General features: G+C 38.9%; 33 protein-coding genes. 13 read left to right on the top strand and 20 right to left on the bottom strand.

Going from position 1 to position 24,638, the window contains the following annotated elements; genetic code table 11:
* The first annotated feature begins 65 nt into the window (after window positions 1–65).
* The 5 genes from aroQ (at window position 66) to RI844_RS16690 (ending at window position 2,908) form a co-directional block, all read left to right on the top strand.
* Complete coding sequence (gene aroQ, locus RI844_RS16710; RefSeq protein ID WP_348395785.1) at window positions 66–512, top strand: type II 3-dehydroquinate dehydratase; 447 nt, start codon at window positions 66–68, stop codon at window positions 510–512.
* A gap of 29 nt (window positions 513–541) precedes the next feature.
* Window positions 542–1,000 carry an acetyl-CoA carboxylase biotin carboxyl carrier protein gene (gene accB, locus RI844_RS16705; RefSeq protein ID WP_348395784.1) on the top strand — a complete coding sequence of 153 codons (459 nt, stop codon included), beginning with the start codon at window positions 542–544 and terminating at the stop codon, window positions 998–1,000.
* A 23-nt stretch (window positions 1,001–1,023) separates the two neighbouring features.
* Window positions 1,024–2,370 carry an acetyl-CoA carboxylase biotin carboxylase subunit gene (gene accC / locus RI844_RS16700; RefSeq protein ID WP_348395783.1) on the top strand — a complete coding sequence of 449 codons (1,347 nt, stop codon included), beginning with the start codon at window positions 1,024–1,026 and terminating at the stop codon, window positions 2,368–2,370.
* A 216-nt stretch (window positions 2,371–2,586) separates the two neighbouring features.
* Entirely contained in the window at window positions 2,587–2,739 is a 153-nt protein-coding gene (locus RI844_RS16695; RefSeq protein WP_348395782.1) for an oxidoreductase-like domain-containing protein, read from the top strand.
* Between the two features lie 4 nt (window positions 2,740–2,743).
* Complete coding sequence (locus tag RI844_RS16690; protein ID WP_348395781.1) at window positions 2,744–2,908, top strand: oxidoreductase-like domain-containing protein; 165 nt, start codon at window positions 2,744–2,746, stop codon at window positions 2,906–2,908.
* A 209-nt stretch (window positions 2,909–3,117) separates the two neighbouring features.
* Here the strand turns inward: RI844_RS16690 and RI844_RS16685 are convergent, their stop codons facing one another.
* Complete coding sequence (locus RI844_RS16685) at window positions 3,118–4,311, bottom strand: Bcr/CflA family efflux MFS transporter (protein WP_348395780.1); 1,194 nt, start codon at window positions 4,309–4,311, stop codon at window positions 3,118–3,120.
* Between the two features lie 138 nt (window positions 4,312–4,449).
* On the opposite strand from RI844_RS16685, the gene RI844_RS16680 reads away from it, so the two are divergent.
* The 8 genes from RI844_RS16680 to RI844_RS16645 all read left to right on the top strand — a co-directional run bounded on the left by RI844_RS16680 (window position 4,450) and on the right by RI844_RS16645 (window position 12,327).
* On the top strand, window positions 4,450–5,283 hold the full coding sequence (locus RI844_RS16680; protein WP_348395779.1) for an MOSC domain-containing protein: 834 nt from the start codon (window positions 4,450–4,452) through the stop codon (window positions 5,281–5,283).
* 32 nt (window positions 5,284–5,315) lie between these two features.
* The gene (locus tag RI844_RS16675; protein ID WP_348395778.1) at window positions 5,316–5,903 is read left to right on the top strand and encodes an anthranilate synthase component II; all 588 of its coding nucleotides are present in this window, start codon (window positions 5,316–5,318) and stop codon (window positions 5,901–5,903) included.
* Between the two features lie 63 nt (window positions 5,904–5,966).
* Window positions 5,967–6,308 carry a PilZ domain-containing protein gene (locus RI844_RS16670; RefSeq protein WP_348395777.1) on the top strand — a complete coding sequence of 114 codons (342 nt, stop codon included), beginning with the start codon at window positions 5,967–5,969 and terminating at the stop codon, window positions 6,306–6,308.
* Window positions 6,309–6,592: 284 nt separating this feature from the next.
* Window positions 6,593–7,798: an aspartate aminotransferase family protein gene (locus RI844_RS16665; protein ID WP_348398373.1), complete on the top strand. Its 1,206-nt coding sequence runs from the start codon at window positions 6,593–6,595 to the stop codon at window positions 7,796–7,798.
* Between the two features lie 44 nt (window positions 7,799–7,842).
* Window positions 7,843–8,859 (top strand): arginine N-succinyltransferase, encoded by a 1,017-nt coding sequence (astA, locus tag RI844_RS16660; RefSeq protein WP_348395776.1) that lies wholly within the window; start codon window positions 7,843–7,845, stop codon window positions 8,857–8,859.
* Between the two features lie 27 nt (window positions 8,860–8,886).
* Entirely contained in the window at window positions 8,887–10,356 is a 1,470-nt protein-coding gene (astD, locus tag RI844_RS16655; protein ID WP_348395775.1) for a succinylglutamate-semialdehyde dehydrogenase, read from the top strand.
* A gap of 223 nt (window positions 10,357–10,579) precedes the next feature.
* Window positions 10,580–11,377, top strand: coding sequence for a DUF1338 domain-containing protein (locus tag RI844_RS16650; protein ID WP_348395774.1), 798 nt, complete (start codon window positions 10,580–10,582; stop codon window positions 11,375–11,377).
* A 545-nt stretch (window positions 11,378–11,922) separates the two neighbouring features.
* Window positions 11,923–12,327, top strand: coding sequence for an OsmC family protein (locus RI844_RS16645; RefSeq protein WP_348395773.1), 405 nt, complete (start codon window positions 11,923–11,925; stop codon window positions 12,325–12,327).
* A 129-nt stretch (window positions 12,328–12,456) separates the two neighbouring features.
* Here the strand turns inward: RI844_RS16645 and RI844_RS16640 are convergent, their stop codons facing one another.
* The 19 genes from RI844_RS16640 to RI844_RS16550 form a co-directional block, all read right to left on the bottom strand.
* Window positions 12,457–13,359, bottom strand: coding sequence for a phosphoribulokinase (locus tag RI844_RS16640; protein ID WP_348395772.1), 903 nt, complete (start codon window positions 13,357–13,359; stop codon window positions 12,457–12,459).
* Between the two features lie 357 nt (window positions 13,360–13,716).
* Window positions 13,717–14,124, bottom strand: a complete 408-nt coding sequence (rplQ, locus tag RI844_RS16635) for a 50S ribosomal protein L17 (RefSeq protein WP_348395771.1) — start codon at window positions 14,122–14,124, stop codon at window positions 13,717–13,719.
* 39 nt (window positions 14,125–14,163) lie between these two features.
* Window positions 14,164–15,153 (bottom strand): DNA-directed RNA polymerase subunit alpha, encoded by a 990-nt coding sequence (locus tag RI844_RS16630; RefSeq protein WP_348395770.1) that lies wholly within the window; start codon window positions 15,151–15,153, stop codon window positions 14,164–14,166.
* A 25-nt stretch (window positions 15,154–15,178) separates the two neighbouring features.
* Window positions 15,179–15,799, bottom strand: a complete 621-nt coding sequence (rpsD, locus tag RI844_RS16625; protein WP_348390966.1) for a 30S ribosomal protein S4 — start codon at window positions 15,797–15,799, stop codon at window positions 15,179–15,181.
* A 22-nt stretch (window positions 15,800–15,821) separates the two neighbouring features.
* Entirely contained in the window at window positions 15,822–16,211 is a 390-nt protein-coding gene (rpsK, locus tag RI844_RS16620; RefSeq protein WP_068544990.1) for a 30S ribosomal protein S11, read from the bottom strand.
* A 15-nt stretch (window positions 16,212–16,226) separates the two neighbouring features.
* Window positions 16,227–16,583 carry a 30S ribosomal protein S13 gene (rpsM, locus tag RI844_RS16615; RefSeq protein ID WP_348390967.1) on the bottom strand — a complete coding sequence of 119 codons (357 nt, stop codon included), beginning with the start codon at window positions 16,581–16,583 and terminating at the stop codon, window positions 16,227–16,229.
* A 136-nt stretch (window positions 16,584–16,719) separates the two neighbouring features.
* Window positions 16,720–16,833, bottom strand: coding sequence for a 50S ribosomal protein L36 (rpmJ, locus tag RI844_RS16610; RefSeq protein WP_348388199.1), 114 nt, complete (start codon window positions 16,831–16,833; stop codon window positions 16,720–16,722).
* A 16-nt stretch (window positions 16,834–16,849) separates the two neighbouring features.
* Complete coding sequence (gene secY, locus RI844_RS16605) at window positions 16,850–18,175, bottom strand: preprotein translocase subunit SecY (protein WP_348395769.1); 1,326 nt, start codon at window positions 18,173–18,175, stop codon at window positions 16,850–16,852.
* Window positions 18,176–18,181: 6 nt separating this feature from the next.
* Window positions 18,182–18,616: a 50S ribosomal protein L15 gene (gene rplO / locus RI844_RS16600; RefSeq protein WP_348388197.1), complete on the bottom strand. Its 435-nt coding sequence runs from the start codon at window positions 18,614–18,616 to the stop codon at window positions 18,182–18,184.
* Window positions 18,617–18,619: 3 nt separating this feature from the next.
* Window positions 18,620–18,799 carry a 50S ribosomal protein L30 gene (gene rpmD, locus RI844_RS16595; protein ID WP_348388196.1) on the bottom strand — a complete coding sequence of 60 codons (180 nt, stop codon included), beginning with the start codon at window positions 18,797–18,799 and terminating at the stop codon, window positions 18,620–18,622.
* Between the two features lie 6 nt (window positions 18,800–18,805).
* Window positions 18,806–19,309 carry a 30S ribosomal protein S5 gene (rpsE, locus tag RI844_RS16590; RefSeq protein WP_348395768.1) on the bottom strand — a complete coding sequence of 168 codons (504 nt, stop codon included), beginning with the start codon at window positions 19,307–19,309 and terminating at the stop codon, window positions 18,806–18,808.
* Between the two features lie 10 nt (window positions 19,310–19,319).
* Entirely contained in the window at window positions 19,320–19,673 is a 354-nt protein-coding gene (rplR, locus tag RI844_RS16585) for a 50S ribosomal protein L18 (RefSeq protein WP_348395767.1), read from the bottom strand.
* A gap of 9 nt (window positions 19,674–19,682) precedes the next feature.
* On the bottom strand, window positions 19,683–20,216 hold the full coding sequence (gene rplF / locus RI844_RS16580) for a 50S ribosomal protein L6 (RefSeq protein ID WP_348395766.1): 534 nt from the start codon (window positions 20,214–20,216) through the stop codon (window positions 19,683–19,685).
* 11 nt (window positions 20,217–20,227) lie between these two features.
* Window positions 20,228–20,620: a 30S ribosomal protein S8 gene (gene rpsH / locus RI844_RS16575; protein ID WP_348389487.1), complete on the bottom strand. Its 393-nt coding sequence runs from the start codon at window positions 20,618–20,620 to the stop codon at window positions 20,228–20,230.
* Window positions 20,621–20,631: 11 nt separating this feature from the next.
* Window positions 20,632–20,937, bottom strand: coding sequence for a 30S ribosomal protein S14 (gene rpsN / locus RI844_RS16570; RefSeq protein ID WP_348395765.1), 306 nt, complete (start codon window positions 20,935–20,937; stop codon window positions 20,632–20,634).
* Window positions 20,938–20,948: 11 nt separating this feature from the next.
* Window positions 20,949–21,488 (bottom strand): 50S ribosomal protein L5, encoded by a 540-nt coding sequence (rplE, locus tag RI844_RS16565; RefSeq protein ID WP_348395764.1) that lies wholly within the window; start codon window positions 21,486–21,488, stop codon window positions 20,949–20,951.
* Window positions 21,489–21,505: 17 nt separating this feature from the next.
* A complete protein-coding gene (gene rplX / locus RI844_RS16560) occupies window positions 21,506–21,820 on the bottom strand; it encodes a 50S ribosomal protein L24 (RefSeq protein ID WP_348395763.1) in 315 nt (104 codons plus the stop codon).
* A gap of 12 nt (window positions 21,821–21,832) precedes the next feature.
* Window positions 21,833–22,201: a 50S ribosomal protein L14 gene (gene rplN, locus RI844_RS16555; RefSeq protein ID WP_033079354.1), complete on the bottom strand. Its 369-nt coding sequence runs from the start codon at window positions 22,199–22,201 to the stop codon at window positions 21,833–21,835.
* A gap of 408 nt (window positions 22,202–22,609) precedes the next feature.
* Window positions 22,610–24,508, bottom strand: a complete 1,899-nt coding sequence (locus tag RI844_RS16550; protein WP_348395762.1) for a putative bifunctional diguanylate cyclase/phosphodiesterase — start codon at window positions 24,506–24,508, stop codon at window positions 22,610–22,612.
* Between the last annotated feature and the right edge of the window lie 130 nt (window positions 24,509–24,638).

Genomic DNA, 24,638 nt, shown 5'->3' with positions numbered 1-24,638 from the left:
GCAATGAAAGTGTTTATAGCCGATAATATTTTCAATAATAATAATTAACATGGATTTAGCTGCAAATGACGACAAAGTTTAATGTTTTAGTGTTGAATGGCCCTAATTTAAATATGTTAGGTAAACGTGAACCTGAAATTTATGGTTCGCAATCACTAGCCGATATTATTGCTTCGTTAGAAATTAAAGCTCAATCTTTAGAAATGAATTTACAGCATCTGCAAAGTAATGCAGAGCATGAATTAATTGATGCCCTTCATCAAGCGCATAACAAAGTGGATTTTGTCATCATCAATCCTGCGGCATTTACTCATACTAGCGTGGCACTTCGAGATGCGTTATTAACAGTAAGTATTCCGTTTATTGAGGTTCACTTATCAAATGTGCATAAACGTGAAGTGTTTCGCCAACATTCTTACCTTTCAGACATTGCTGAAGGGGTAATATGCGGTTTGGGTGCTAAGGGCTATGAATATGCTCTTGATGCAGCAAGCCAAACCCTAAACAAATAAATTACAAAAAACATTTAAAAGGTGTACTAATGGATATTCGTAAAATTAAAAAACTAATCGAACTAGTTGAAGAGTCTGGGATCAATGAATTAGAGATTTCTGAAGGTGAAGAGTCGGTTCGAATCAGTCGTGGCGGCCCAGTAGTAGCTGCAGCTCCAGTGGCTATGGCAGCTCCTGCAGCAGTTGCTGCTCCAGTTGCTGCTCCAGTTGCGGCTCCAGCGGCAGCAGAAGCTTCAGCAGGCGCTGTTTTATCAGGTCATGTGGTTCGCTCACCTATGGTTGGTACTTTCTATGCATCAGCTTCTCCAGAGGCTCCTGCATTTGCTGAAGTCGGTCAACATGTAAATGCTGGCGATACACTTTGTATTGTTGAAGCAATGAAAATGATGAACCAAATTGAAGCGGACAAATCTGGTGTTATTAAACAAATTCTTGCTGAAAATGAAGACACAATTGAATTTGACCAACCACTATTCGTAATTGAATAAGCCCGATAAAGAAGGTTAATTCCATGTTAAAGAAAGTAGTTATCGCCAACCGAGGCGAAATTGCATTACGTATATTACGTGCATGTAAAGAGCTAGGTATTAAAACCGTAGCTGTTCACTCTACTGCTGACAAAAACCTTAAACACGTTTTATTAGCAGATGAAACTATTTGTATTGGTAAAGCATCTGCCTTAGACAGCTATTTAAACATCCCTCGTTTAATTACTGCCGCAGAAGTAACTGACGCCGATGCTATTCATCCAGGTTACGGCTTTTTAGCTGAAAACGCAGATTTTGCCGAGCAAGTTGAAGATTCAGGTTTTGCTTTTATTGGTCCTTTAGCTGACAGCATCCGTTTAATGGGTGATAAAGTTTCTGCTATTGCGGCAATGAAAGCTGCTGGTGTACCTTGTGTACCTGGTTCAGATGGCCCTCTTACAGATGATGCTGATGCAAATATTGCTCATGGTCGCCGTATTGGATACCCAGTAATCATCAAAGCCTCTGGTGGTGGTGGTGGTCGTGGTATGCGAGTTGTACGCAGCGAAGCAGACTTACTAGAGTCAATCCAGTTAACTAAAACTGAAGCTAGAAATACCTTCAACAACGATATGGTTTACATGGAAAAGTTCCTTGAAAACCCGCGTCATGTTGAAATTCAAATTCTTGCTGATGGCCAAGGTAGCGCAATTCACTTAGCTGAACGTGATTGTTCTATGCAACGTCGTCACCAAAAAGTAGTTGAAGAAGCGCCAGCACCAGGTATTTCTGAAGAGCTACGTGCTGAAATTGGCGCTCGTTGTTGTAACGCTTGTAATGAAATTAATTACCGTGGCGCTGGTACGTTTGAGTTCTTATTTGAAAACGGTGAGTTCTATTTCATTGAAATGAACACCCGTATTCAAGTTGAACACCCGGTAACAGAAATGATCACTGGTGTTGATTTAATTAAAGAACAGCTTCGTGTTGCTGCTGGTCAAAAATTAACAATCAAACAAGAAGACATTAAAGTTAACGGCCATGCGATTGAATGTCGTATTAATGCTGAAGATCCACGCACATTTATCCCTTCACCGGGTAAAGTAACACGCTTCCATCCTCCGGGAGGTATGGGTGTTCGTTGGGATTCTCACGTATATACTGATTATTCAGTACCGCCTCATTATGATTCTATGATTGGTAAACTAATCACTTACGGTGAAACTCGTGAAGTCGCAATTGCTCGCATGAAAAATGCCCTGGATGAGCTAGTAATCGACGGTATTAAAACTAATATCGCCTTGCAAGAAGACATCATGAATGATGCAGGTTTTGCTCGTGGGGGTGCTAACATTCACTACCTAGAGATGAAATTAGCTGAAATTGAGTAGTATAACCGACGCACTAGCGACGTCACGAGCTTGACGCAGGATCTCTGTATCAACTCTTTTTAAAACCCTGCAGCGCAGGGTTTTTTATTGTCTAAAGCCTTAACAAATATACACACCACTTCCTGAACTTATTTCAGGATCTAAGTTCTAGTACCTAAGCAAACATTCAGGTAAAATAACGGCCATAAAGTACCCAGAAATATTTGAAAGAACGCCATGACGAAATTATTAGAAAAACCTTACCCACCAGCTGATGATGATTGCTGTGGCGGCGGCTCTTGTTGCCCATGCGTTTGGGATCATTATTATGCTGAACTGCAAAAGTGGCGGATTCAACAAGATGAAATAAAATCACAAGTAGAATCATAAACTAATGACTGATTTATTTGAAAAACCTACCCCTCCTAATAGCAACGAATGTTGTGAAAGTGGTGTCTGCAACCCTTGCGTTTGGGACCATTACTATGCAGAATTACAAAAATGGCGCATTCAGCAAAGTGATTTAAAAACAAAAGAAAATAAAGATATTAATCAATAAGTTATTTTTTTATGCCAGCTTTTTTAGGCCCCTTATAATTCCTCAAACCTCCTTGTAAGCACTTGAAAATATAAATTAAATTATTTTATTACGCTTTTTCGTAAGAATAAAACCTTACGAACTAGATATTCCCTTATTTATCTTAAAAGTAATAAACATTTTAGTTTTACAATATCAAAAGTCAGACGGCTAATACTTTATAACTAGAACTATAACTTTTGCTTTAACGGTGAATATTGGCATAAACCAACAAGGATAATTGAAGTTAACATGAGTACAGTAAACGGTAGTGCAGAATCAGTATGGAAAAAAGCTAATATTGGTCCGGCCAACGCTCCTATACCAAACCGTAGAGTGCCAATTACCGCTGTTGCAGTACCCGTTTGATTGGCAAAAGTGAGTAATATTAACGAATCAGAATTTACCGCGATCAGTGAAATACTTCCCATTAAAGGCAAAATAGACATTACCGTCCAAAACAAAGACAGTTCTAGAATATTAACAATCACCAAGATAAGTGCAAAAATAAGGGCAACCAAAAGGCCCGACAAAAGCATTTTTTCTGAACCATATTTCCCTACACAACGAGTATTAATGAATTGCGCCATCATAAGTGCGACAACATTAATACCAAATAAAAAACTAAAAACAAATTCGCTGGTTTTATACACTTCTAGATATACAAATGGTATTGCGGTTAAATAAGCAAAAAATGCCAACGATACCAACATAGAACTAAGTATATATTTACGTGCGGCTTTGTTGGAAAGCACCACATTGTAATTACCAAAAAATGAAACTTTTTCGATATCAGGTTCAACATTTCTGATCATTTCGGGCAGTTTTGCCACACTAGCGATTAATATGATCATCGAGTAAACACCAAGGAAATAAAACATTGCCTGCCAGTTGCCAATTACTAAAATTGCACTACCTATAGTAGGCGCAAGCATAGGAGCAAACATCATGATCATACTTACATATGACATTCCTTTTGCCGTATTTTCTCCATAGAATTGTCGAATGATACCTGGCACAACTACTGTTGCAGCACTACCACAAAATGCTTGAGCAAACCTTAATCCGATAAACTGGTCAATGGTTTCTGATAAAGGCAGAGCAAAAGATATAAAGGAGAAAAAGCTTAACCCAAAAATGGCCAGTTTTCGTCTACCAATTATATCCGCTAAAGGGCCAAAAAGAATAAGTCCACAAGCATAACCTGCTAAATATACGCTTAATGAGTTTTGTACGGCAGCAATTGAGCTATTAAAATGAAGAGCGATAACAGGCATTGCAGGAAGGTATAAATCGACAGCAAACGGAGTAATTGCGACAATTGACGCTAGTAACGGCAATAATAAACTTAATGAAATATTATTATTCTTATCCTGCTCTACCATTAATTTGGATTACTTATTCAAGTTTTAAAAAATGTATAAGCATTATAGCTTAAGTGTTATTTAAATCAGTTAATTTATTAATATTTATAAGTAAGTTAGGATAGGCCTTAAACAATTTACTTTGGGTATCAAACAACCATGACATCTGCATTTCTTTCAAGCATCATTACTTATCCGATAAAATCAACTCAAGGCATCTCCCTTCATAAAACATTGGTAAAAGATAGCGGATTAGCACTTGATAGACATTTTGTTATTACTGATTCAAATGGTAAGTTTATTACCGGCAGAACAAAATCGTCCTTAGTATTAGTTGAAAGTAAAATTACCACTACAGGATTAATATTAAATGCACCGGGCATGTCTGAGTTGGCAATTATTTTTAAGAATTTCTCTGATGATTATCAAAATGTGCGAGTTTGGAGTGATGAAATATCTGCACAGCACTGCTCCAGAGAAATAGACAACTGGTTTTCTACTTACCTAAAATTACCATGTAAAGTGTATTATTTAGGTGAACATTCTCATCGTACAGTCAAGGGCTATGCCAATAAGTTAAACTTCGCAGATGGTTACCCTTTGTTAATGATTAGTGAAGCGTCATTAGCGGCATTAAATAACAAATTAGAGCAACCTGTCTCTATGGCGCAGTTCAGGCCAAATTTAGTGGTCTCACAGTGTTTAGAGTTTGCTGAAGACGGTTGGCATAAAATTCGAATTGGTGACGTTGTTTTTGAAATTGTCAAACCTTGCAGCAGATGTATCTTTACTACCGTCAATGAAGTTACTGGTCAGCGTAATAAACAAAAAGAACCACTCGCAACACTAAAAAGCTACAGACAAGGGAGCGATGGTGAAATCTATTTTGGCCAAAATCTTATCGCTTTAAATGAAGGCAGTATTCATATTGGCGATAGTATTGAAATAATAACCGAACAAACTGCTCCTCAATACGCAAACTTGAAGATATAATTAGCTCTACTTAACAAGCTTTAGGACCATTCATGTTATTAATGATCGATAACTACGATTCTTTTACTTTCAATTTAGTGCATTATTTTCAGCATTTAGGTGAAGAAGTACATGTAGTTCGAAATGATGAAGTCACTATTGCTCAAATAAAAGCAATGGCCCCGGATCATATTGTTATATCACCTGGCCCTTGCGATCCAGATAGCGCGGGGCTTTCATTGGAAATTGTTTCAAAATTTTCCGGGCTAATCCCGATTTTAGGAGTATGTTTAGGACACCAGTGTATTGCTCAGCATTTTGGTGGTCTAGTTGAAAAAGCCAAGCAGGTAATGCACGGTAAAACGTCTTTAATAAAACATAACAATAAAGACTTATTTTTCGGTCTGAATAATCCATTACAAGTTACCCGATATCATTCATTAGTAGTTAATAAGCAATCATTACCCGATGATTTAATCATTACTGCATGGACCGAAACAGTACATGGCGAAGTTGATGAAATTATGGGCCTTGCACATAAAAAATTGCCGATCATGAGTGTGCAATTTCACCCAGAATCTATCCTTACAGAACAAGGTCACCAATTGCTTGATAACTTTTTGAACTTAAGTTCAAATTAAAGTAGATACATTATCTGTAGATTTGCTAAAGTATATTTATAATAACAACATTAGAGGCTTGATATGTCGATTGAAAGAAGGTTTCATCCTAGAAAAGATGTAAATTTTTCCGTATCGATTACTTTAGAGAATAGTAACGAGCAATTATCAAGTACTGCTATTAACCTTTCTTTATCAGGTATCCAGCTCAGTGTTGATAAATCTGGTGTTGATTTAATTTTAAGTCAATGCAGTCATCCGGCTCAATTTCAAATACGGCTTAACGATGACAATAAAGTTGATCGATTTACTGTACGTTTAATTGTAAATCGCCGCATATCTCAAAACCAGTTCCTGTTAGGCCTAAAATTTATCGACATTTCTGTCGAGCAACTAGCAATCTTAGAAACTATCATAAACCAATAAATTCAAACGCTATTACTGACTATAATTGTTAATCAGCAATTAATATTTAAGCTATTAATAAACACTCTTTTAACAAGTATAGTTATGCATAAATATTGAATAAAACCTTCTAACCCCTTATTATTACTGGCTTTCAAGAGATTTCATTCAAGACAAATGTAAATTTTTCTGGCATAATATCCCCTCATTTTCAGTTGAGCCTATACGTTATTAGAGAAGCAATCATAAACAACGTATTCAACATTTAGCATTTTAAAACGAGGATTTAGGGTATGACAGAACAAATTTTGGCAAATCGTGATTTATTTGATCAAGTAATGGTGCCTAACTATTCACCTTCTGCAGTAATTCCTGTACGCGGTAAAGGTTCAAAGGTTTGGGACCAAGACAACAATGAATATATCGACTTTGCTGGTGGTATTGCTGTTAACTGTTTAGGCCATTGTCATCCGGCATTAGTGGAAGCATTAAAAACCCAAGGTGAAAAACTTTGGCATTTATCTAATGTTATGACTAACGAGCCGGCTCTTCGTCTTGCTAAAAAGTTAGTTGATAATACTTTCGCTGATAAAGTGTATTTTGCCAATTCTGGTGCAGAATCAAATGAAGCAGCATTAAAGCTTGCTCGTCGTTGGGCACTAGATGTACATGGCGCAGGTAAGAGTGAAATTATCGCTTTTAAACAAGGTTTTCATGGCAGAACATTCTTCACTGTGACTGTTGGTGGTCAAGCAGCATACTCAGACGGTTTTGGCCCTAAACCAGGTGATGTATTCCATGCAGAATACAATAATTTAGATTCTGTAAAAGAACTTATTTCTGATAAAACATGTGCGGTAGTAATGGAGCCATTACAAGGCGAAGGCGGTATTATTTCTCCGACAAATGAATTCATTCAAGGTGTGCGTGAACTTTGTGATCAACATAATGCACTTTTAGTATTTGATGAAGTGCAAACAGGTGTTGGCCGTACCGGTGAATTGTATGCATACATGGGATTAAATGTTACTCCAGATATTCTAACTACAGCGAAAGCGCTAGGTGGAGGTTTCCCAATTGGTGCAATGCTAACGACTGCTGACATTGCACAACATTTGAAAATAGGTACCCATGGTAGTACTTATGGTGGTAACCCTCTGGCATGTGCCGTTGCTGAAGCCGCTTTTGATACAGTTAATGATCCTGCAGTTTTATCCGGCGTAGTTGCTAAAGCCACACTGTATAAAGATGGCTTAAACAAAATCAACGCAAAATATAATGTCTTTAAAGAAATTCGCGGCAAAGGTTTATTAATCGGTGCAGTTTTAACTGATGAATACCAAGGCAGAGCGAAAGATTTCCTTAATGCGGCAATGTCTGAAGGCTTAATGTCTTTAGTTGCCGGTGCAAGTATAGTTCGTTTTGCTCCTTCTCTAGTGATCCCTGACGCAGATATTGCTGAAGGCCTACTTCGCTTTGAAAAAGCTGTAGCAAATATTGCAAAGGGTTAAGGATAATCTTAACCAATTTCAACGAACTTTAAAGAGAATATACTATGATCATCATTCGTCCTATCCGCAATAGTGATTACGATGTTTTACACCAAATTGCGGTGGAGTCAGGACATGGTTTCACTTCGCTTCCGGTAAATGAAGAACTATTACTTAGCCGTATAAATCGTGCGACTAAATCGTTTCATACAGAATTAGAAAACTGTAGGGATGAAGGCTACTTATTTGTTATGGAAGACACTAAAACAGGTGAAGTCGTTGGTACTACGGGCATCGAGACCGCAGTAGGCTTACACGATGCATTTTATCATTACCACGTAGGCAAAGTTGTTCATTCTTCTCGTGAACTTAATATTTATAATACTGTTGAAACATTAACTTTGAATAATGATTACACCGGGTCTTCAGAACTTTGTACTCTTTATTTGCGAGATAATTATCGAGTAAATAACAATGGTCGTTTTTTATCTAAATGTCGCATGTTATTTATGGCAGAGCATACTGCACGGTTTAATAATACGGTAATAGCTGAAATGCGTGGTGTATCAGATGAGAATGGTAACTCACCATTTTGGCAGTGGTTAGAAGAACACTTTTTCTCTATGGACTTTCCTACTGCTGATTATTTAACCGGCATAGGTAAAAAAGAGTTCATTGCCGAGTTAATGCCTAAATACCCTATTTATGTAAGTTTATTAAGTAAAGAAGCGCAAAAAGTAATAGGTAAAGTGCATCAAAATACCGTGCCGGCATTACGTTTGCTTGAAAATGAAGGTTTTGTTAATCGCGGTTATGTCGATATTTTTGATGCTGGACCAACGGTCGAAGCGGAACTAAAAACTATAAAAACTGTGCGTAACTCCCTCAGACTAAAAGTGCAGATAGGCGCAATACAAAGCTCAACTAAAGCTATGATATGTAACACTAAAGTGAAAGACTTTAGAGCAGTACAAATGTCAATTGAAATCAATCAAATCGATAGTATTGCAATCATAGATCAAGAAACTGCAGAAGCGTTACAAGTCACCAACGGTGATTTTGTAAGAGTTGCAAAAAGTTAATTGCTGTTTAACCAGCGAGAGGTAAAAATGACAAATTCAGTACAATTTATTAACGGACAATGGCTACCAGGCCAAGGTCACACAATGAATTCATTAAACCCAGCATTGAATGAAGTAATTTGGCAAGGGGAATCAGCTTCAAAAGAGCAAGTTGATGCCGCCATAGATAGTGCCAGAATTGCTTTTGAAGAATGGGGTTTTTCCAGTGTTGAGGAACGTCTGGTAGTGATAAAACGCTACATGGACATTCTAACCGAACACAAAGAAGAGGTGGCTACGGCCATCGCAAAAGAAACAGGTAAGCCTATCTGGGAAACGCGTACTGAAGCTGGTGCAATGATAGGGAAAGTTAACTTATCAATTAAAGCGTATAATGATAGAACAGGAACTGTTGAAAATCCTATTCCAGGTGCCAAAGCTTTTATTCGTCATAAGCCTCATGGCGTTGTCGCCGTATTTGGTCCATATAACTTCCCTGGCCACTTACCAAATGGTCATATCGTACCTGCATTAATTGCCGGTAATACTGTCGTATTCAAACCTTCAGAATTAACGCCAATGGTAGCAGAGTTGATGCTTAAGCTATGGGAAAAAGCTGAATTGCCATCAGGGGTAATAAACCTTGTACAAGGTGAGATTGAAACTGGCAAAGCACTGGCGAGCCATAATGGTATTGATGGATTATTCTTTACCGGTAGTTCAACAACGGGCAAGTTATTACATCAACAATTTGCTGATAAGCCGGGTAAAATTCTAGCTTTAGAGATGGGTGGTAATAACCCTCTTATTGTTAAAGATGTATCTGATGTAGATGCTGTGGTCCACGACATTTTACAATCCGCCTTTATAACCACAGGCCAACGTTGTACTTGTGCTCGTCGCTTGTTTATTGAGAATAATGCTACAGGTGATGCTATTTTAGAAAAGCTGATTGTTGCCACTAAAGCAATTAAAATTGGTTACTTTAATGATGAAGAACAACCGTTTATAGGGTCTATGATCTCTGAACGGGCAGCGTTAGGTTTAGTTGCAGCGCACAATCAACTGGTAGAGCTTGGTGGCACATCTTTAGTTGAGCTAACCCACCAAAAGCCAGGTACCGGCTTTGTTGCTCCGGGCATTGTTGATGTTACTGCAATTAAAAATATGCCAGATGAAGAACACTTTGGTCCGTTATTAAAGGTTTATCGTTATGATGACTTTGATAGTGCCATCAAAGAAGCTAATAACACTAGTTTTGGTTTATCTGCCGGTTTATTAAGTGATAGCGAAGATCATTACAATCACTTCTTTAAACGTATTCGTGCTGGCATTGTAAATTGGAATAAACCAATTACCGGCGCGAGTGGTGCAGCGCCATTCGGCGGCATTGGTGACAGTGGTAATCACCGAGCAAGCGCATATTATGCGGCTGATTATTGTGCATTCCCTGTTGCTTCAGTAGAAGCTGAAAAGGTACAATTACCAGCACAACTAAGCCCTGGCTTAACAATCTAACCGGTTAAAATTTTTAATGCTTAATTTATCGTACATATTACAAATAGCAGGCCTACGTCCTTGCTTTTTTAAAGCTATCGATAATATCTAATAACCTGGCGAAGGCAACACCTTCGTCGGGTAATTCTGCACGTAATTTTCCCGCAATAGTAAAACCCTTCGCCCAACAAAACTAATTTAATTTAATTTAATTAATTCAATCTAATGATTTGAAGGGTCCATCATGAAAAAACAAGTTATAGAACTTTTTGACAATATCTGGCAACAATATTTAGCCGTAACACCATCGGCAGATAAAGTGCATCAATTACTGGGATCGGGTAATGATTTAATTAATGATCATGTAGCCTATCGCACTTTCAATTTAGAAAAAGTAAATATCGATAAGCTTGCAGCGCAGCTGTTAAACCTAGGTTATAAAGAGTGTGGCCAATATAATTTTGAAGCTAAAAAGCTTAACGCTAAGCATTTTGAACACCAAGATGACACTTTACCTAAGGTATTCATCAGTGAATTACTGGTTGAAGAATTCTCACCTGAAGTACAAACCATTATTAAGCGTATAGTGGCAGAAGTAGATGATAAAGCCTTTGAAGGTAGCAGTTTCTTATTCTCAGGAACTCATTGGGACATTAGCTATGATGAGTACAAAACACTTTTAAATGAGAGTGAGTATGCAGCATGGCTTGCAGCATGGGGTTATAGAGCGAATCACTTCACCGTTAGCATTAATCATTTAAATGACTTTGAGTGCATTAACAAAGTTAATAGCCTAGTTAAAGATGGTGGTTTTAAACTTAATAGCTCTGGCGGCGAAGTTAAAGGTAGTGCACAAGTATTCTTAGAACAATCGTCGACCATGGCAGATAGTATTAAAGTAAAGTTTACAGATAAAGAAGTGGAAATTCCAAGCTGTTTTTATGAGTTTGCAAAACGCTACCCAATGGCCTGTGGAAATATTTATACTGGTTTTGTCGCCGCATCTGCGGACAAAATTTTCGAAAGTACAAACCTTCAGTAAAGCTGTTACCTATAGGGTTGTAATATCAAAGTTTTATATTACAGCCCTTCTGTTCTGTCAGTAATTTCTTAAAGAACTCACTTTAAGTGCCTTGTTATATAGGTAAAAGCTGCTTACCGTTGTAATAAACATTGCACTAACTGCAGAAAAAGCAACAGGAAAACCGAATCCTAACGAGTTTGAAGCAAATAGTATAAATAAAATACTTACTGCTAGTACACATGCCAACAGAGCAATAAATCTATGCTCTTTCTGATCTTTGATTTGTTTATAAGCTACTTTTGAAAGCAAGACTAATACTGTGCTTATTAAGAATAATAGGAAATATGTCATCACGGCTACCTTTATTTAACATGACCGATTTTAACTGCTTTGATTTAAATATTCTGTGTTAGTTTGTAACATTGATAGACGTAAATGCACTGAAAATAATCAGGTAATGCTAACTAAACTCGATAATTGGAAAAAGTCTTAAATTTAGTAATGTGCTAGTAAGGTTTGTTAGTATAAAATATATGACGGTTTAACATTTTCAGGAATTATATATGCAAGCGAAAGTACAATGGGTTGGTGAAGAGAAGTTCATGGGCACTTCAGAGAGTGGACATACAGTAGTAATGGACGCTAATGGTGGTAATCATGCTGTAAGCCCATTAGAAAATATTTTACTTTCTCTCGGTGCCTGCTCCTCTGTGGATGTTGTAAGTGTATTGGAGAAAACTCGTCAAAAGATCACTGCTTGTTCGGTAGAAATTACGTCAAAGCGTGTAGATACTATACCGCGTGTATTTTCTGAAATTCATTTACACTTTGTTATTACAGGTCACAATGTTGCTGCTAAACACGTTGAGCGTGCTGTAGCTTTATCTGCTGATAAATACTGTTCGGTTGCTATCATGCTAGAAAAAGCAGTAAATATCACTCATGACTTTGAAATCGTAGAAGCTTAAATTTTTTAATTAAAGCACTTAGTAAGAAAGGAGCCAATTGGCTCCTTTTTTTGATTCAGGGAATAATCAATGCAAATCACCATGGATGGTAAGAGATTTGTACAGATTCAGGGAATAAATAATTTATACTTAATCGTACGTTTGCATCCAGTCCATTTGTTGACTGGCAGCTTTTTTCTTTTCAAGAATATCGGCGATCAACGGTTTCAAAATTAGTTCCATAGCAAAGCTCATTTTGCCACCAGGGACAACTAGGGTATTCACTCTAGACATAAAAGAACCATCTATCATTCTTAAATAAAATGGAAAATCTACATTTTTCATTTCACGAAAACGTATCACCACAAAGCTTTCATCGGCACTAGGGATCACTTTAGCACTGAAGGGATTTGAAGTATCAACCGTTGGTACCCGTTGAAAATTAATATGGGTTCGAGAAAATTGCGGGGTTATAAAATTAAAGTAATCTTCCATACTGCGAACAATACTTTCATTAACAGCTTCGCGTGAATGTCCTCTTTTATTGGTATCGCGAATGATTTTTTGAATCCATTCAAGATTAACAATAGGCACCATTCCAATAAGCAAGTCCACATGGCGTGCTACATCATTTTTTTCTGTAACAACCCCCCCATGTAAACCTTCATAAAATAGTAAGTCAGAATCAGCACCTAGAGGCTCCCAAGGGGTGAATGTACCGGGCATTTGATTATATGGTACGGCCTCATCGAATGTATGCAAATAGCGTCGCATGGTTCCTACCCCTTGTTCACCAAAATCGGTAAACAGTTTTTCAAGGGCGTCAAAATCATTCGCTACATCGCCAAAGTAGCTAACTTTGCTACCTTCAGCTTTAGCTTTTCTTTTTTCAAGGTCCATTTCCGGGCGAGTAAATCGATGAAAGCTATCGCCTTCAACCATCGCGGCGTTAATTCCGAGTGAACGAAAAATGTGTTCGAATGCGCCTAAGGTAGTAGACGTACCAGCACCAGATGAACCAGTAACTGCAATTATAGGATTTCGTTCTGACATTGTATTCGCTTAAATTAAAATTGACTTACCACAGTACGGTGTATGGGGTTTAAGGTCAAGGATAGGGGTCAAAAGAAAGATGTTAAACAAGGGATTTAACATAGTTAGAAAAATATACCGTCATTCCAGAGGAGCATAAGCGAATCAGGGACCTCCTTGCTTGACAGTATGCTCGATAGAAATTTTTATTTTTAACCATAACGTAATAAGCGTATCGTAAGAACACACGATACGATCATGGAGGTTCCGGCCTTCGCCAGAATGACGTGGTGTATGCGAACAAATACAACGTACACTCAAATTTCAGGCAAAAAAAAGAGCCCCGAAGGACTCTTTTCTACTCGAATAAAAATTCGATTATGCTTCTGCTGAAACTTCTTCAACGTCTTCAACAACTTCTTCAGTTGCTGGACGGTCAACAAGCTCAATATAAGCCATAGGTGCTTTATCACCAGTACGGAAACCACATTTTAAAATGCGAGTGTAACCACCTGGACGCTCTTGGTAACGAGGACCAAGATCTGTGAATAATAAACCAACTACTTCTTGGTCGCGTGTACGAGCAAATGCCAAACGACGATTTGCAACGCTATCTGTTTTAGCCAATGTAATTAATGGCTCAACAACGCGACGTAGTTCTTTAGCTTTAGCAACGGTAGTTTTAATAACACCGTGCTTAACTAGAGAACTTGCCATATTGCGGAACATCGCCTGGCGATGACTGCTATTACGGTTTAACTGGCGGCCGCTTTTACGATGGCGCATAAGTTAATCCTTCTCTCTTAACTATTAAATGTGATCGACTTAGTCGTTATCAGCAATGCTTTCTGGTGGCCAGTTTTCTAGGCGCATGCCTAGAGATAAGCCACGAGACGCTAACACGTCTTTGATTTCAGTTAGAGACTTCTTACCTAAATTAGGTGTTTTAAGAAGTTCTACTTCTGCACGCTGTACTAAGTCACCAATGTACTGAATCGCTTCTGCTTTTAAACAGTTAGCTGAACGAACTGTTAGTTCTAAATCATCAACAGGACGAAGTAAAATTGGATCGAAAGCAGGTTTAACTTCTTCCGGTTCAACTTCTTTAACATCGCGTAAGTCAACAAAAGCATCTAACTGTTCAGCTAGAATTGTTGATGCACGACGAATCGCCTCTTCTGGATCTAACGTACCGTTAGTTTCCATGTCGATAACAAGTTTATCTAAGTCAGTACGCTGCTCAACACGAGCCGAATCAACGTCATAAGCAATTCTTTCAACAGGACTGAAAGATGCGTCAACTAGTAAACGACCAATTGCACGCTCTTCTTCCTCGGCATTGCGACGAATAGATGCTGGAACGTAACCACGTCCCGTTTCTACTTTAATGCGCATGCTGATTGAACCGTCACCTGTTAAATTACAGATAACGTGAGCAGGATTAGCGATTGTTACATCACCATCATGCTGTATATCAGCGGCCGTTACAGGGCCTTCACCCGACTTAGTTAAAGTTAAAACTGCTTCAGTTTTGCCTTCTAAACCAACAGCCAAACCTTTTAGGTTTAACAGAATTTCGATGATGTCTTCTTGCACACCTTCTTTACTGCTGTATTCATGCAATACACCATCAATTTCTACTTCCGTTACTGCACAACCTGGCATTGAAGAAAGTAGGATACGACGTAGTGCGTTACCTAAAGTATGACCAAAACCACGTTCCAGTGGCTCTAAAGTTACCTTTGCACGAGTATCAGATAGGTTTTCAATACCTACTAATTTCGGCTTTAGGAATTCGGTTACAGAACCCTGCATTATTGTCCTCTCTTAAAGTTCAGCTTTATTTCGAGTAAAGCTCGACAATCAACTGTTCGTTAATCTCTGCTGATAAGTCAGAACGGTCAGGAATACGTTTGAACGTTCCTTCCATTTTCTTGTTATCAACTTCAACCCAGATTGGTTTCTCACGTTGTTCAGCTAATTCTAAAGCAGCAACGATGCGCGCTTGAGTTTTAGACTTTTCACGAATTGAGATCACATCATCTGCATTAACAGCGAAAGATGGAATATTAACAACTTGACCGTTAACTACGATAGCTTTGTGGCTAACTAGTTGACGAGCTTCTGCACGTGTAGATGCATAACCCATACGGTAAACAACGTTGTCTAGACGCTTTTCTAAAAGTTGTAACAAGTTCTCACCTGTATTGCCTTTTAGACGAGCAGCTTCTTTGTAGTAATTACGGAACTGTTTCTCAAGTACACCGTAAATACGACGAACTTTTTGCTTCTCACGAAGCATCACACCATAGTCAGACAAACGACCGCGACGGGCGCCGTGCTGACCTGGAATAGTTTCGATCTTACATTTCGTATCAATTGCCCTAACACCACTTTTTAGGAACAAATCTGTTCCTTCGCGGCGGCTAAGTTTTAGCTTAGGACCTAAATATCTTGCCATGTTATATTCTCCAACTTACCTATTAAACGCGACGTTTCTTAGGTGGACGACAACCATTATGAGGAATAGGAGTAACGTCAGTAATGTTGGTGATTTTAAAACCAGCAGCATTTAAGGCACGGATTGCAGATTCACGACCTGGACCTGGACCTTTAACGAATACTTCAATATTCTTCAAACCAAACTCTTGTGCTACTTTACCAGCACGATCTGCAGCAACCTGTGCAGCGAATGGAGTAGATTTACGTGAACCACGAAAACCTGAACCACCTGCAGTTGCCCAAGATAAAGCATTACCTTGACGATCTGTAAGAGTTACGATTGTGTTGTTGAAAGAAGCATGGATATGAGCCATGCCATCAGCAACTTGTTTTTTTACGCGCTTTTTCGTGCGCGTTGGTGTTTTAGCCATGTCTATTTCCTCGATCTACTTTTTAATCGGCTTACGAGGACCTTTACGGGTGCGCGCATTAGTCTTAGTGCGTTGACCACGTAGAGGGAGACTGCGACGATGGCGTAAACCACGATAACAGCCAAGGTCCATCAGACGCTTGATGTTCATTGAAACTTCACGACGTAAGTCACCTTCTACGGTAAATTTCGCCACTTCTGTACGAAGCAAATCTATTTGAGCTTCGTCTAATTCACTGATCTTTATATCTTCAGCGATACCTGCGCTTGCACAAATTGACTTTGCACGTGTTGCACCGATACCGTAGATAGCAGTAATGGCAATTACTGCGTGTTTACGATCAGGGATGTTAATGCCAGCGATACGGGCCACTAACACATCTCCTATTTATTAAGGTTAAAAGATAACCGGTTGAAAAGCCCGTAAGGATACTCAACCAGCAACAATTTTGCAATATAAAGTGTCACAGATTGCAAAATAAAACAACTAGTGACACTTTAGTAAAAGATTAGCCTTGCCTTTGCTTATGCTTTGGCTCACTGCAAATAACTCGTACAACGCCTGAACGCTTTACAACTTTGCAGTTACGACACATCTTTTTCACGGATGCACGAACTTTCATTTAATACTCCGTTGGCCTAACGGCCATAGCCTTTAAGGTTGGCTTTCTTCAGTACATTGTCATATTGATGAGACATCAAATGAGTTTGTACTTGCGCCATGAAATCCATAATAACAACTACTATAATTAGTAGGGATGTTCCACCGAAGTAGAATTGTACATCCATAAATATCATCATGAACTCAGGTACCAAACATATAAAAGTAATGTATAAAGCACCCGCTAATGTTAAGCGAGTCATTACTTTATCGATATATCTAGATGTTTGCTCACCCGGGCGAATGCCTGGAATGAACGCACCAGATTTCTTCAAATTATCTGCTGTTTCACGCGGATTGAAAACCAATGCCGTGTAGAAAAAACAGAAAAAGATTATTGCTGCAGCATATAGCATTACATACAAAGGTTGTCCTGGCGATAAAGCAAGAGAAATTTCTTGCAATACGTCAGCCACAGTACCAGTACCTTGTCCGAACCAACTTGCGATGGTACCAGGAAACAAGATAATACTTGAAGCAAAGATAGGTGGGATAACACCCGCCATGTTTACTTTAAGTGGTAAATGAGTACTTTGAGCAGCAAATACCTTGCGACCTTGTTGGCGCTTGGCGTAGTTTACCACAATGCGGCGTTGGCCGCGCTCTACAAATACTACAAACCATGTAACGGCGAAGACAACAACGCCGATTACTAATAATGCTAATAGGTGCAATTCACCTTGACGCGCCATTTCTGCTGTTTGACCAACAGCTGATGGCATGCCAGCAACAATACCTGCGAAAATCAACACAGAGATACCATTACCAATACCACGTTCAGTAATTTGTTCACCTAACCACATTAAAAACATGGTACCGGTTACTAAAGATACTACCGCAGTAAAGTAGAAACCAAAGCCAGCATTAACTACTAGGCCAGGCATCATACCAGGTAAACTCTTTGATATTGCAATCGCTTGCACTGTTGCCAGAAGCAGTGTGCCGTAGCGTGTGTATTGACTGATTTTACGACGTCCAGCTTCACCTTCTTTTTTCAATTCTTGCATACTAGGCACAATATGTGTGCTGATCTGCATGATAATCGAAGCTGAAATGTACGGCATAATACCAAGTGCCAATACAGAGGCTCGCTCAAGTGCACCACCAGAGAACATGTTAAACATTTCTACAATGGTGCCCTTTTGTTGATCAAACAACTGAGCTAGTACAGCGGCGTCAATACCAGGGATTGGTACAAATGAACCTAAACGAAACACAATAAGCGCTCCGAGTACGAACAACAATCTTTGTTTAAGCTCAGACAAACCGCCTTGAGCTTTGTTTTCCATTCCTGGTGTAGCCATTGTGTACTATTCCTCTATTGTACCACCGGCAGCTTCAATCGCTGCACGTGCACCTTTGGTTACTGCTAGGCCACGAACCGTAATTTTACGGCTGATTTCACCAGATAACATGATCTTTGCAGATACGATGTTACGAGTGATTAGACCTGCGTCTTTAAGCGCGTGAATATCAACAACATCACCGTTAATTTGGTTTAATTCGTGTAAACGAACTTCAGCGCGAACTAAAGATTTACGCGATGTAAAACCGAATTTAGGTAAACGTTGTTTAAGTGGCATCTGACCACCTTCAAAACCAGGGCGAATGCCGCCGCCTGAGCGAGACTTTTGACCTTTGTGACCACGGCCACCAGTTTTTCCGATTCCAGAACCAATACCACGACCACAGCGCTTTTTATCTTTCTTAGCACCAGGTGCAGGGGATAATGTATTTAAATGCATAACTTAATCCTCCACCTTAATCATGTAATGAACTAGGTTGATCATGCCACGTACTGATGGAGTATCTTCTAACTCTACAGTATGACGGATACGACGTAAACCTAATCCTTTCAATGTAGCTCTATGTGACGGTAAACGTCCGATAGAACTCTTTAATTGTGTTACTTTAACAGTCTTAGCCATGTCTAGTTACCCCAGAATGTCTGTAACGTTTAAGCCACGCTTAGCTGCAACAGTCTCAGGCGATTTCATATCCGCAAGAGCACCGATTGTAGCGCGTACAACGTTAATTGGGTTGGTAGAACCGTATACTTTTGAAAGTACGTTCTGTACGCCCGCAACTTCTAGTACTGCACGCATCGCGCCACCGGCGATGATACCTGTACCGTCAGAAGCCGGTTGCATGTAAACTTTAGAACCAGAGTGCTTACCTTTAACAGCGTGCTGTAAAGTAGTGCCTTTAAGATCAATGTTTACGATATTACGACGAGCCTTTTCCATTGCTTTTTGGATTGCAGCAGGCACTTCACGTGCTTTACCGTAACCAAAACCAACACGACCGTTGCCGTCACCAACTACTGTTAGTGCAGTGAAACTGAAAATACGACCACCTTTAACCACTTTTGATACGCGGTTAACAGCAATTAACTTTTCAGCAAATTCACTTTGTTGTGTGTTTTCTACATTAGCCATTATCTAACTCCTAGAATTTAAGGCCAGCTTCACGAGCTGCTTCTGCTAACACTTGGATACGACCGTGGTATAAGAAACCTGAACGATCGAATGCAACATTAGTAATACCTTTGGCGGCAGCGCGTTCTGCGATTGCTTTACCAACTGCTGCTGCTGCTTCTTTGTTACCAGTAGCTTTAACTGATTCACGAACTTCTTTATCTAAAGTAGATGCAGATGCAATTACTTCAGAACCAGTTGCTGCGATTAGTTGCGCGTAAATGTGACGAGGAGTACGGAAAACGACTAAACGATTCGCACCCAACTCGCTGATCTTTGCACGTGTACGTTTTGCACGGCGAAGACGAGATGTTTTCTTATCCATAGTATTATCCTACTTCTTCTTAGCTTCTTTACGACGAACAACTTCATCGCTATAACGAATACCTTTACCTTTATAAGGCTCAGGCTTACGGTAAGCGCGAATGTTCGCTGCTACTTGACCAATCACCTGCTTATCAGTACCGGTAAGTACGATTTCAGTTTGACTAGGAGTTTCAACTTTAACACCAGCTGGAATAGCGTGCTCTACCGGGTGAGAGAAACCTAAAGCTAAGTTTAAGTTCTGACCTGCAGCTTTTGCACGGTAACCAACACCGTTTAAAATTAAGCGTTTTTCGAAACCAGCATTCACGCCAACAACCATGTTACTGATTAATGCGCGAGTAGTACCGGCTTGAGCCCAAGCGCCTTTAACGTCGCTAACGATACCTGTGATGATGCTGTTTTCTTCTTGAGAAACAGCTACGTCACTATGGATCGTACGAGTTAATTCGCCCTTAGGACCTTTAATTGTAATGTCTTGTCCAGATAACGTAACTGTAACGCCAGCAGGGATAGACACAGGTGCTTTTGCAACACGAGACATATTCTTGCTCCTTACGCTACGATACCAAGAATCTCACCGCCAAGACCCGCATTGCGAGCGGCACGGTCAGACATTAGGCCTTTAGAAGTAGAAACGATACAAATACCTAAACCAGCTAATACTTGAGGAAGGTCATTGCTTCCTTTGTATACGCGAAGACCAGGACGTGAAACACGCTTGATTTGCTCGATTACTTCTTTACCTTCGAAATATTTTAAAGTTACTTCTAATGAAGGTTTTACGCCTTCAGTTACTTCAAAACCGTTAATGTAACCTTCTTCTTTAAGCAAGTTAGCAATTGCTACTTTTAGCTTGGAAGATGGCATAGATACTGCAACTTTAGCTGCAGATTGACCGTTACGGATGCGTGTAAACATATCCGCGATAGGATCAGTCATCATAATTAATTACTCCCTTACCAACTTGCTTTTTTAAGACCAGGTACTTCACCGCGCATAGTCGCTTCACGTAATTTAATACGGCTTAAACCGAATTTACGTAAGTAACCATGTGGACGACCAGTAACAACACAACGGTTACGTTGACGGCTGCTGCTTGAATCGCGTGGTAAAGCTTGTAGTTTTAGTACTGCATCCCAACGCTCTTCTTCAGAAGAATTTACGCTTGAGATGATATCTTTTAGTGCTGCACGCTTTTCAGCATATTGAGCTACTAATTTTGCACGTTTCGTTTCACGTGCTTTCATTGATGATTTAGCCATAACTCTACACCTTATTTCTTAAACGGGAAGTTAAAGGCAGTCAGCAAAGCATGACCTTCCGCATCTGAACTCGCTGAAGTAGTGATAGTAATATCCATACCGCGAATCTTATCGATTTTATCGTAATCGATTTCAGGGAAAATAATTTGCTCACGCACGCCCATGCTGTAATTACCACGACCATCGAACGATTTAGGGTTCAAGCCACGGAAATCACGGATACGAGGAACCGAGATCGCTATTAAGCGCTCTAAAAAGTCCCACATGCGTTCACCGCGTAGAGTTACTTTTGCACCAATTGGATAGCCTTCACGGATTTTAAAACCAGCAACAGATTTGCGGGCTTTAGTCACCATAGGCTTTTGACCAGAGATTGCTGTAAGATCATTTACGGCGTGGTCTAATACTTTTTTATCAGCAATAGCTTCACCAACACCCATATTAAGTGTGATCTTGTCAATCCGAGGGACTTGCATGACACTTTTGTATCCGAACTCTTTGGCAAGTTCAGCAACAACTGTATCTTTGTAAAAATCATGCAGTTTCGCCATCGTTTTTACTCCAAAAATTAAACTAATTCGTTATTAGACTTGAAGAAACGAACTTTTTTGCCGTCTTCAATTCTAAAACCTACACGATCAGCCTTGCCAGTAGCAGGGTTTTTGATCGCAACGTTAGATACGTTGATTGCAGCTTCTTTCTCAACAATGCCACCAGGTTGCTGTAACTGAGGTACAGGCTTTTGATGTTTCTTGATTAAGTTGATGCCTTCAACGAAAACTTTTCCTTCAGCTGTAAGAACTTTAGTGATCTTGCCACTTTTGCCCTTATCTTTACCAGCTAGGATTACTACTTCGTCATTTAGACGAATTTTAGAGGCCATTTTCGTGACTCCTTAAAGTACTTCAGGGGCTAGTGAAACGATCTTCATGAACTTTTCAGTTCTTAATTCACGAGTTACTGGTCCGAAAATACGTGTACCAATTGGCTGTAAGTTAGCATTTAACATTACTGCCGCGTTTCCATCAAATCGAATGGCTGAACCATCTGAACGACGAACGCCTTTTCTAGTGCGCACCACTACCGCATTAAGAACATCACCTTTCTTCACTTTACCGCGAGGAATAGCTTCTTTAACAGAAACCTTAATGATGTCACCAATACCTGCATAGCGACGGTGCGAGCCACCTAGAACCTTTATACATTGCACGCGTCGAGCGCCGCTGTTGTCAGCAACGTCTAGCTGTGATTGCATTTGGATCATATTATATGTGCTCCGCTGTTATAAATTTAAGGCCAAAAATTTGACCCGTCACTGCCTTTATCCACTAACCCTATAGTCAGTGGGCGCGAGATTATAACACCACTAACAAAAAAGTGGTACTTTATTTAAACAAAAAATAGAGGGAATATTGGCGAGTTAATCAAGTGTTAATGCATTAACATGCTATCTACTTGTTTTTGTTCTATAATGCTGAACAAATATGGATTACAAATTGTTACTAATTCAATAGCTTATAAAGCTTTAAAATTAATCTTATTGAATGTTAGTTTTTAGATTATTACGTAATTAAAGCTACTAATGAATAGTAGCTCCAAAAAAGTTTCAGTTAATGATTTCCTTTGCACGGAATCAAATTAACCTAGATTTGTATTAACCCTGTGGATTTCATTAAAATTTATATTCATCTAAGAATGTATTAAATGCTGCGGACTCCAGGGCATGCGACCATAAGAAACCTTGTGCAGAATTACAACCAAGTTCTTTTAACAACCCTACGGTTTCTTCTGCTTCCACGCCTTCTGCAACACTCTTAATACCTAAACGTTTGGCAATATCTATGATAGCTGTGACTATCGCCATATCATCTTCATTTGAAGTCATACCTTTTACAAATTCATAATCGATTTTTATCGAATCAATATTTAGCTTTTTAATGTAGGCTAAATTTGAGTAGCCTTTACCGAAATCATCAATGGCTAATTTGATCCCTGCCATGGCCAACATATTGATATTAGATTTTTGCACATCATTTTGTTCAATCAGTACATTTTCAGTAATTTCTAATTCTAAATAAGACTCTGCCAGTCCATGACGCCCCAGCAGTTGCAATACTGATTTCGTAAAATCAGGCGAGTTAAATTGAATTGGTGAAAGGTTTACCGCAATGATCAAGTCTTTATAGCCACGTTTATGCCAATAAACACATTCTTTAATGGATTGCTCAAGTACCCAAAAGCCCAACTCTTTAATTAACCCAGACTTTTCAGCTAATGGTATAAATTGATTTGGCGTGATTTGGCCCAGGGTTGGGTGCCACCAACGAAGCAGCGCTTCTGCACCAATAATTTTATTTGTTTTGAGATCGAATTTTGGTTGAAAATGAACTTTGAAAGACTCATCACGAAGCGCTTTGCGTAACTCTTCTAACAGCATAAACTCAGTTTCAGTTTTCTCGATCATTTTGTCGGTTATTAAACAAATCTGATTACGACCAGCACTCTTTGCTTCGTAAAGGGCAATATCGGCATATTTTAATGCGCTATCAAAATCTTCTGCATCATCTGGTGCAACTGTTATACCTATAGAGCAGCAAGCGGATAAATGACAATCATTAATCGTTAATGGTTCACTAACTGCCTTTGATACTCCTTCTGCAATATTTTTGATTTCTTTCGTAGATGAAAAAGAGTCTACTATTATTATAAATTCGTCCCCTCCTAAACGGTATATTGAACCAATGCCAGCAATATTAGCAGCCATTCTTGTTGATATAATTTTTAAAAACTTATCGCCAACATGATGACCTAAGGTGTCATTAATATTTTTAAAGTCATCTAAGTCTATAAACAACAAAGCCAACGAAGTTGGTTCATTTTTCGCTGCAACAATCAATTGTTCAAACCTACTTTCAGCAACCACCCTGTTTGGTAGGCCGGTTAAAGCATCTTGATGAACCAACTTTTGAATTTCACGCTTTGATTTTTCAACCTTCTCATTTTCTTTAACTAGCTTATTGATTAACTCCTTTATATTTTGAGCGGCGAAATAACTGCACACAAAAATAACCAACAGAATCAAATTAATGACAGCTGCCGACTGAAGGGTTATTTGTGGTGCATAGTTAGTATAAATACCAAATTGATTTGCATAACCATTAGCAAAAACAACCAAACTAATGAAAGCAAACAGCATTGAAACGACAGTAGTTGAACCAAGTAATGTTGCAAATATTAATACCATTGGATATACAAATATCACTTCATCTCGTAAACCACCATATAACCACATCAAAACTGTCGCCAAGCAAGTATGACCGAACAATAAAATACCAGTGGCTGTTTTAGGGTGAGTTTTATAAAAATATAAAAAGCTCACACCTATTGTCAAAAACACCAAAAATATAGATGCTGCCAATCCATAGGAAGCATTTGTCAATTCAATAATAAATGCGATGAGTAATGCCAGCTGTGATACCAAAAATACTTGAAAGGACTTTTCTCGATAAAAGCCAGTAGCAATAAGAGAGTTCGACAAGTTGTCGAAAAATTTCAGCGATATAGTAGTCATTTGAAGTTTATTATTTTTATTATTTGAACTCCTAAATTAGCACAAAAGTCTGGTATTAAAAAAGCGATATATTTTTCATCAAAAAAAACTTTTAATTTCAATGACTAATAATATTCAGATGTTCATAAAC

It is taken from the genome of Thalassotalea fonticola, assembly GCF_032911225.1.
GTDB classification, from domain to species: domain Bacteria; phylum Pseudomonadota; class Gammaproteobacteria; order Enterobacterales; family Alteromonadaceae; genus Thalassotalea_A; species Thalassotalea_A fonticola.
This window is presented reverse-complemented; position numbering and strand designations above follow the sequence as displayed.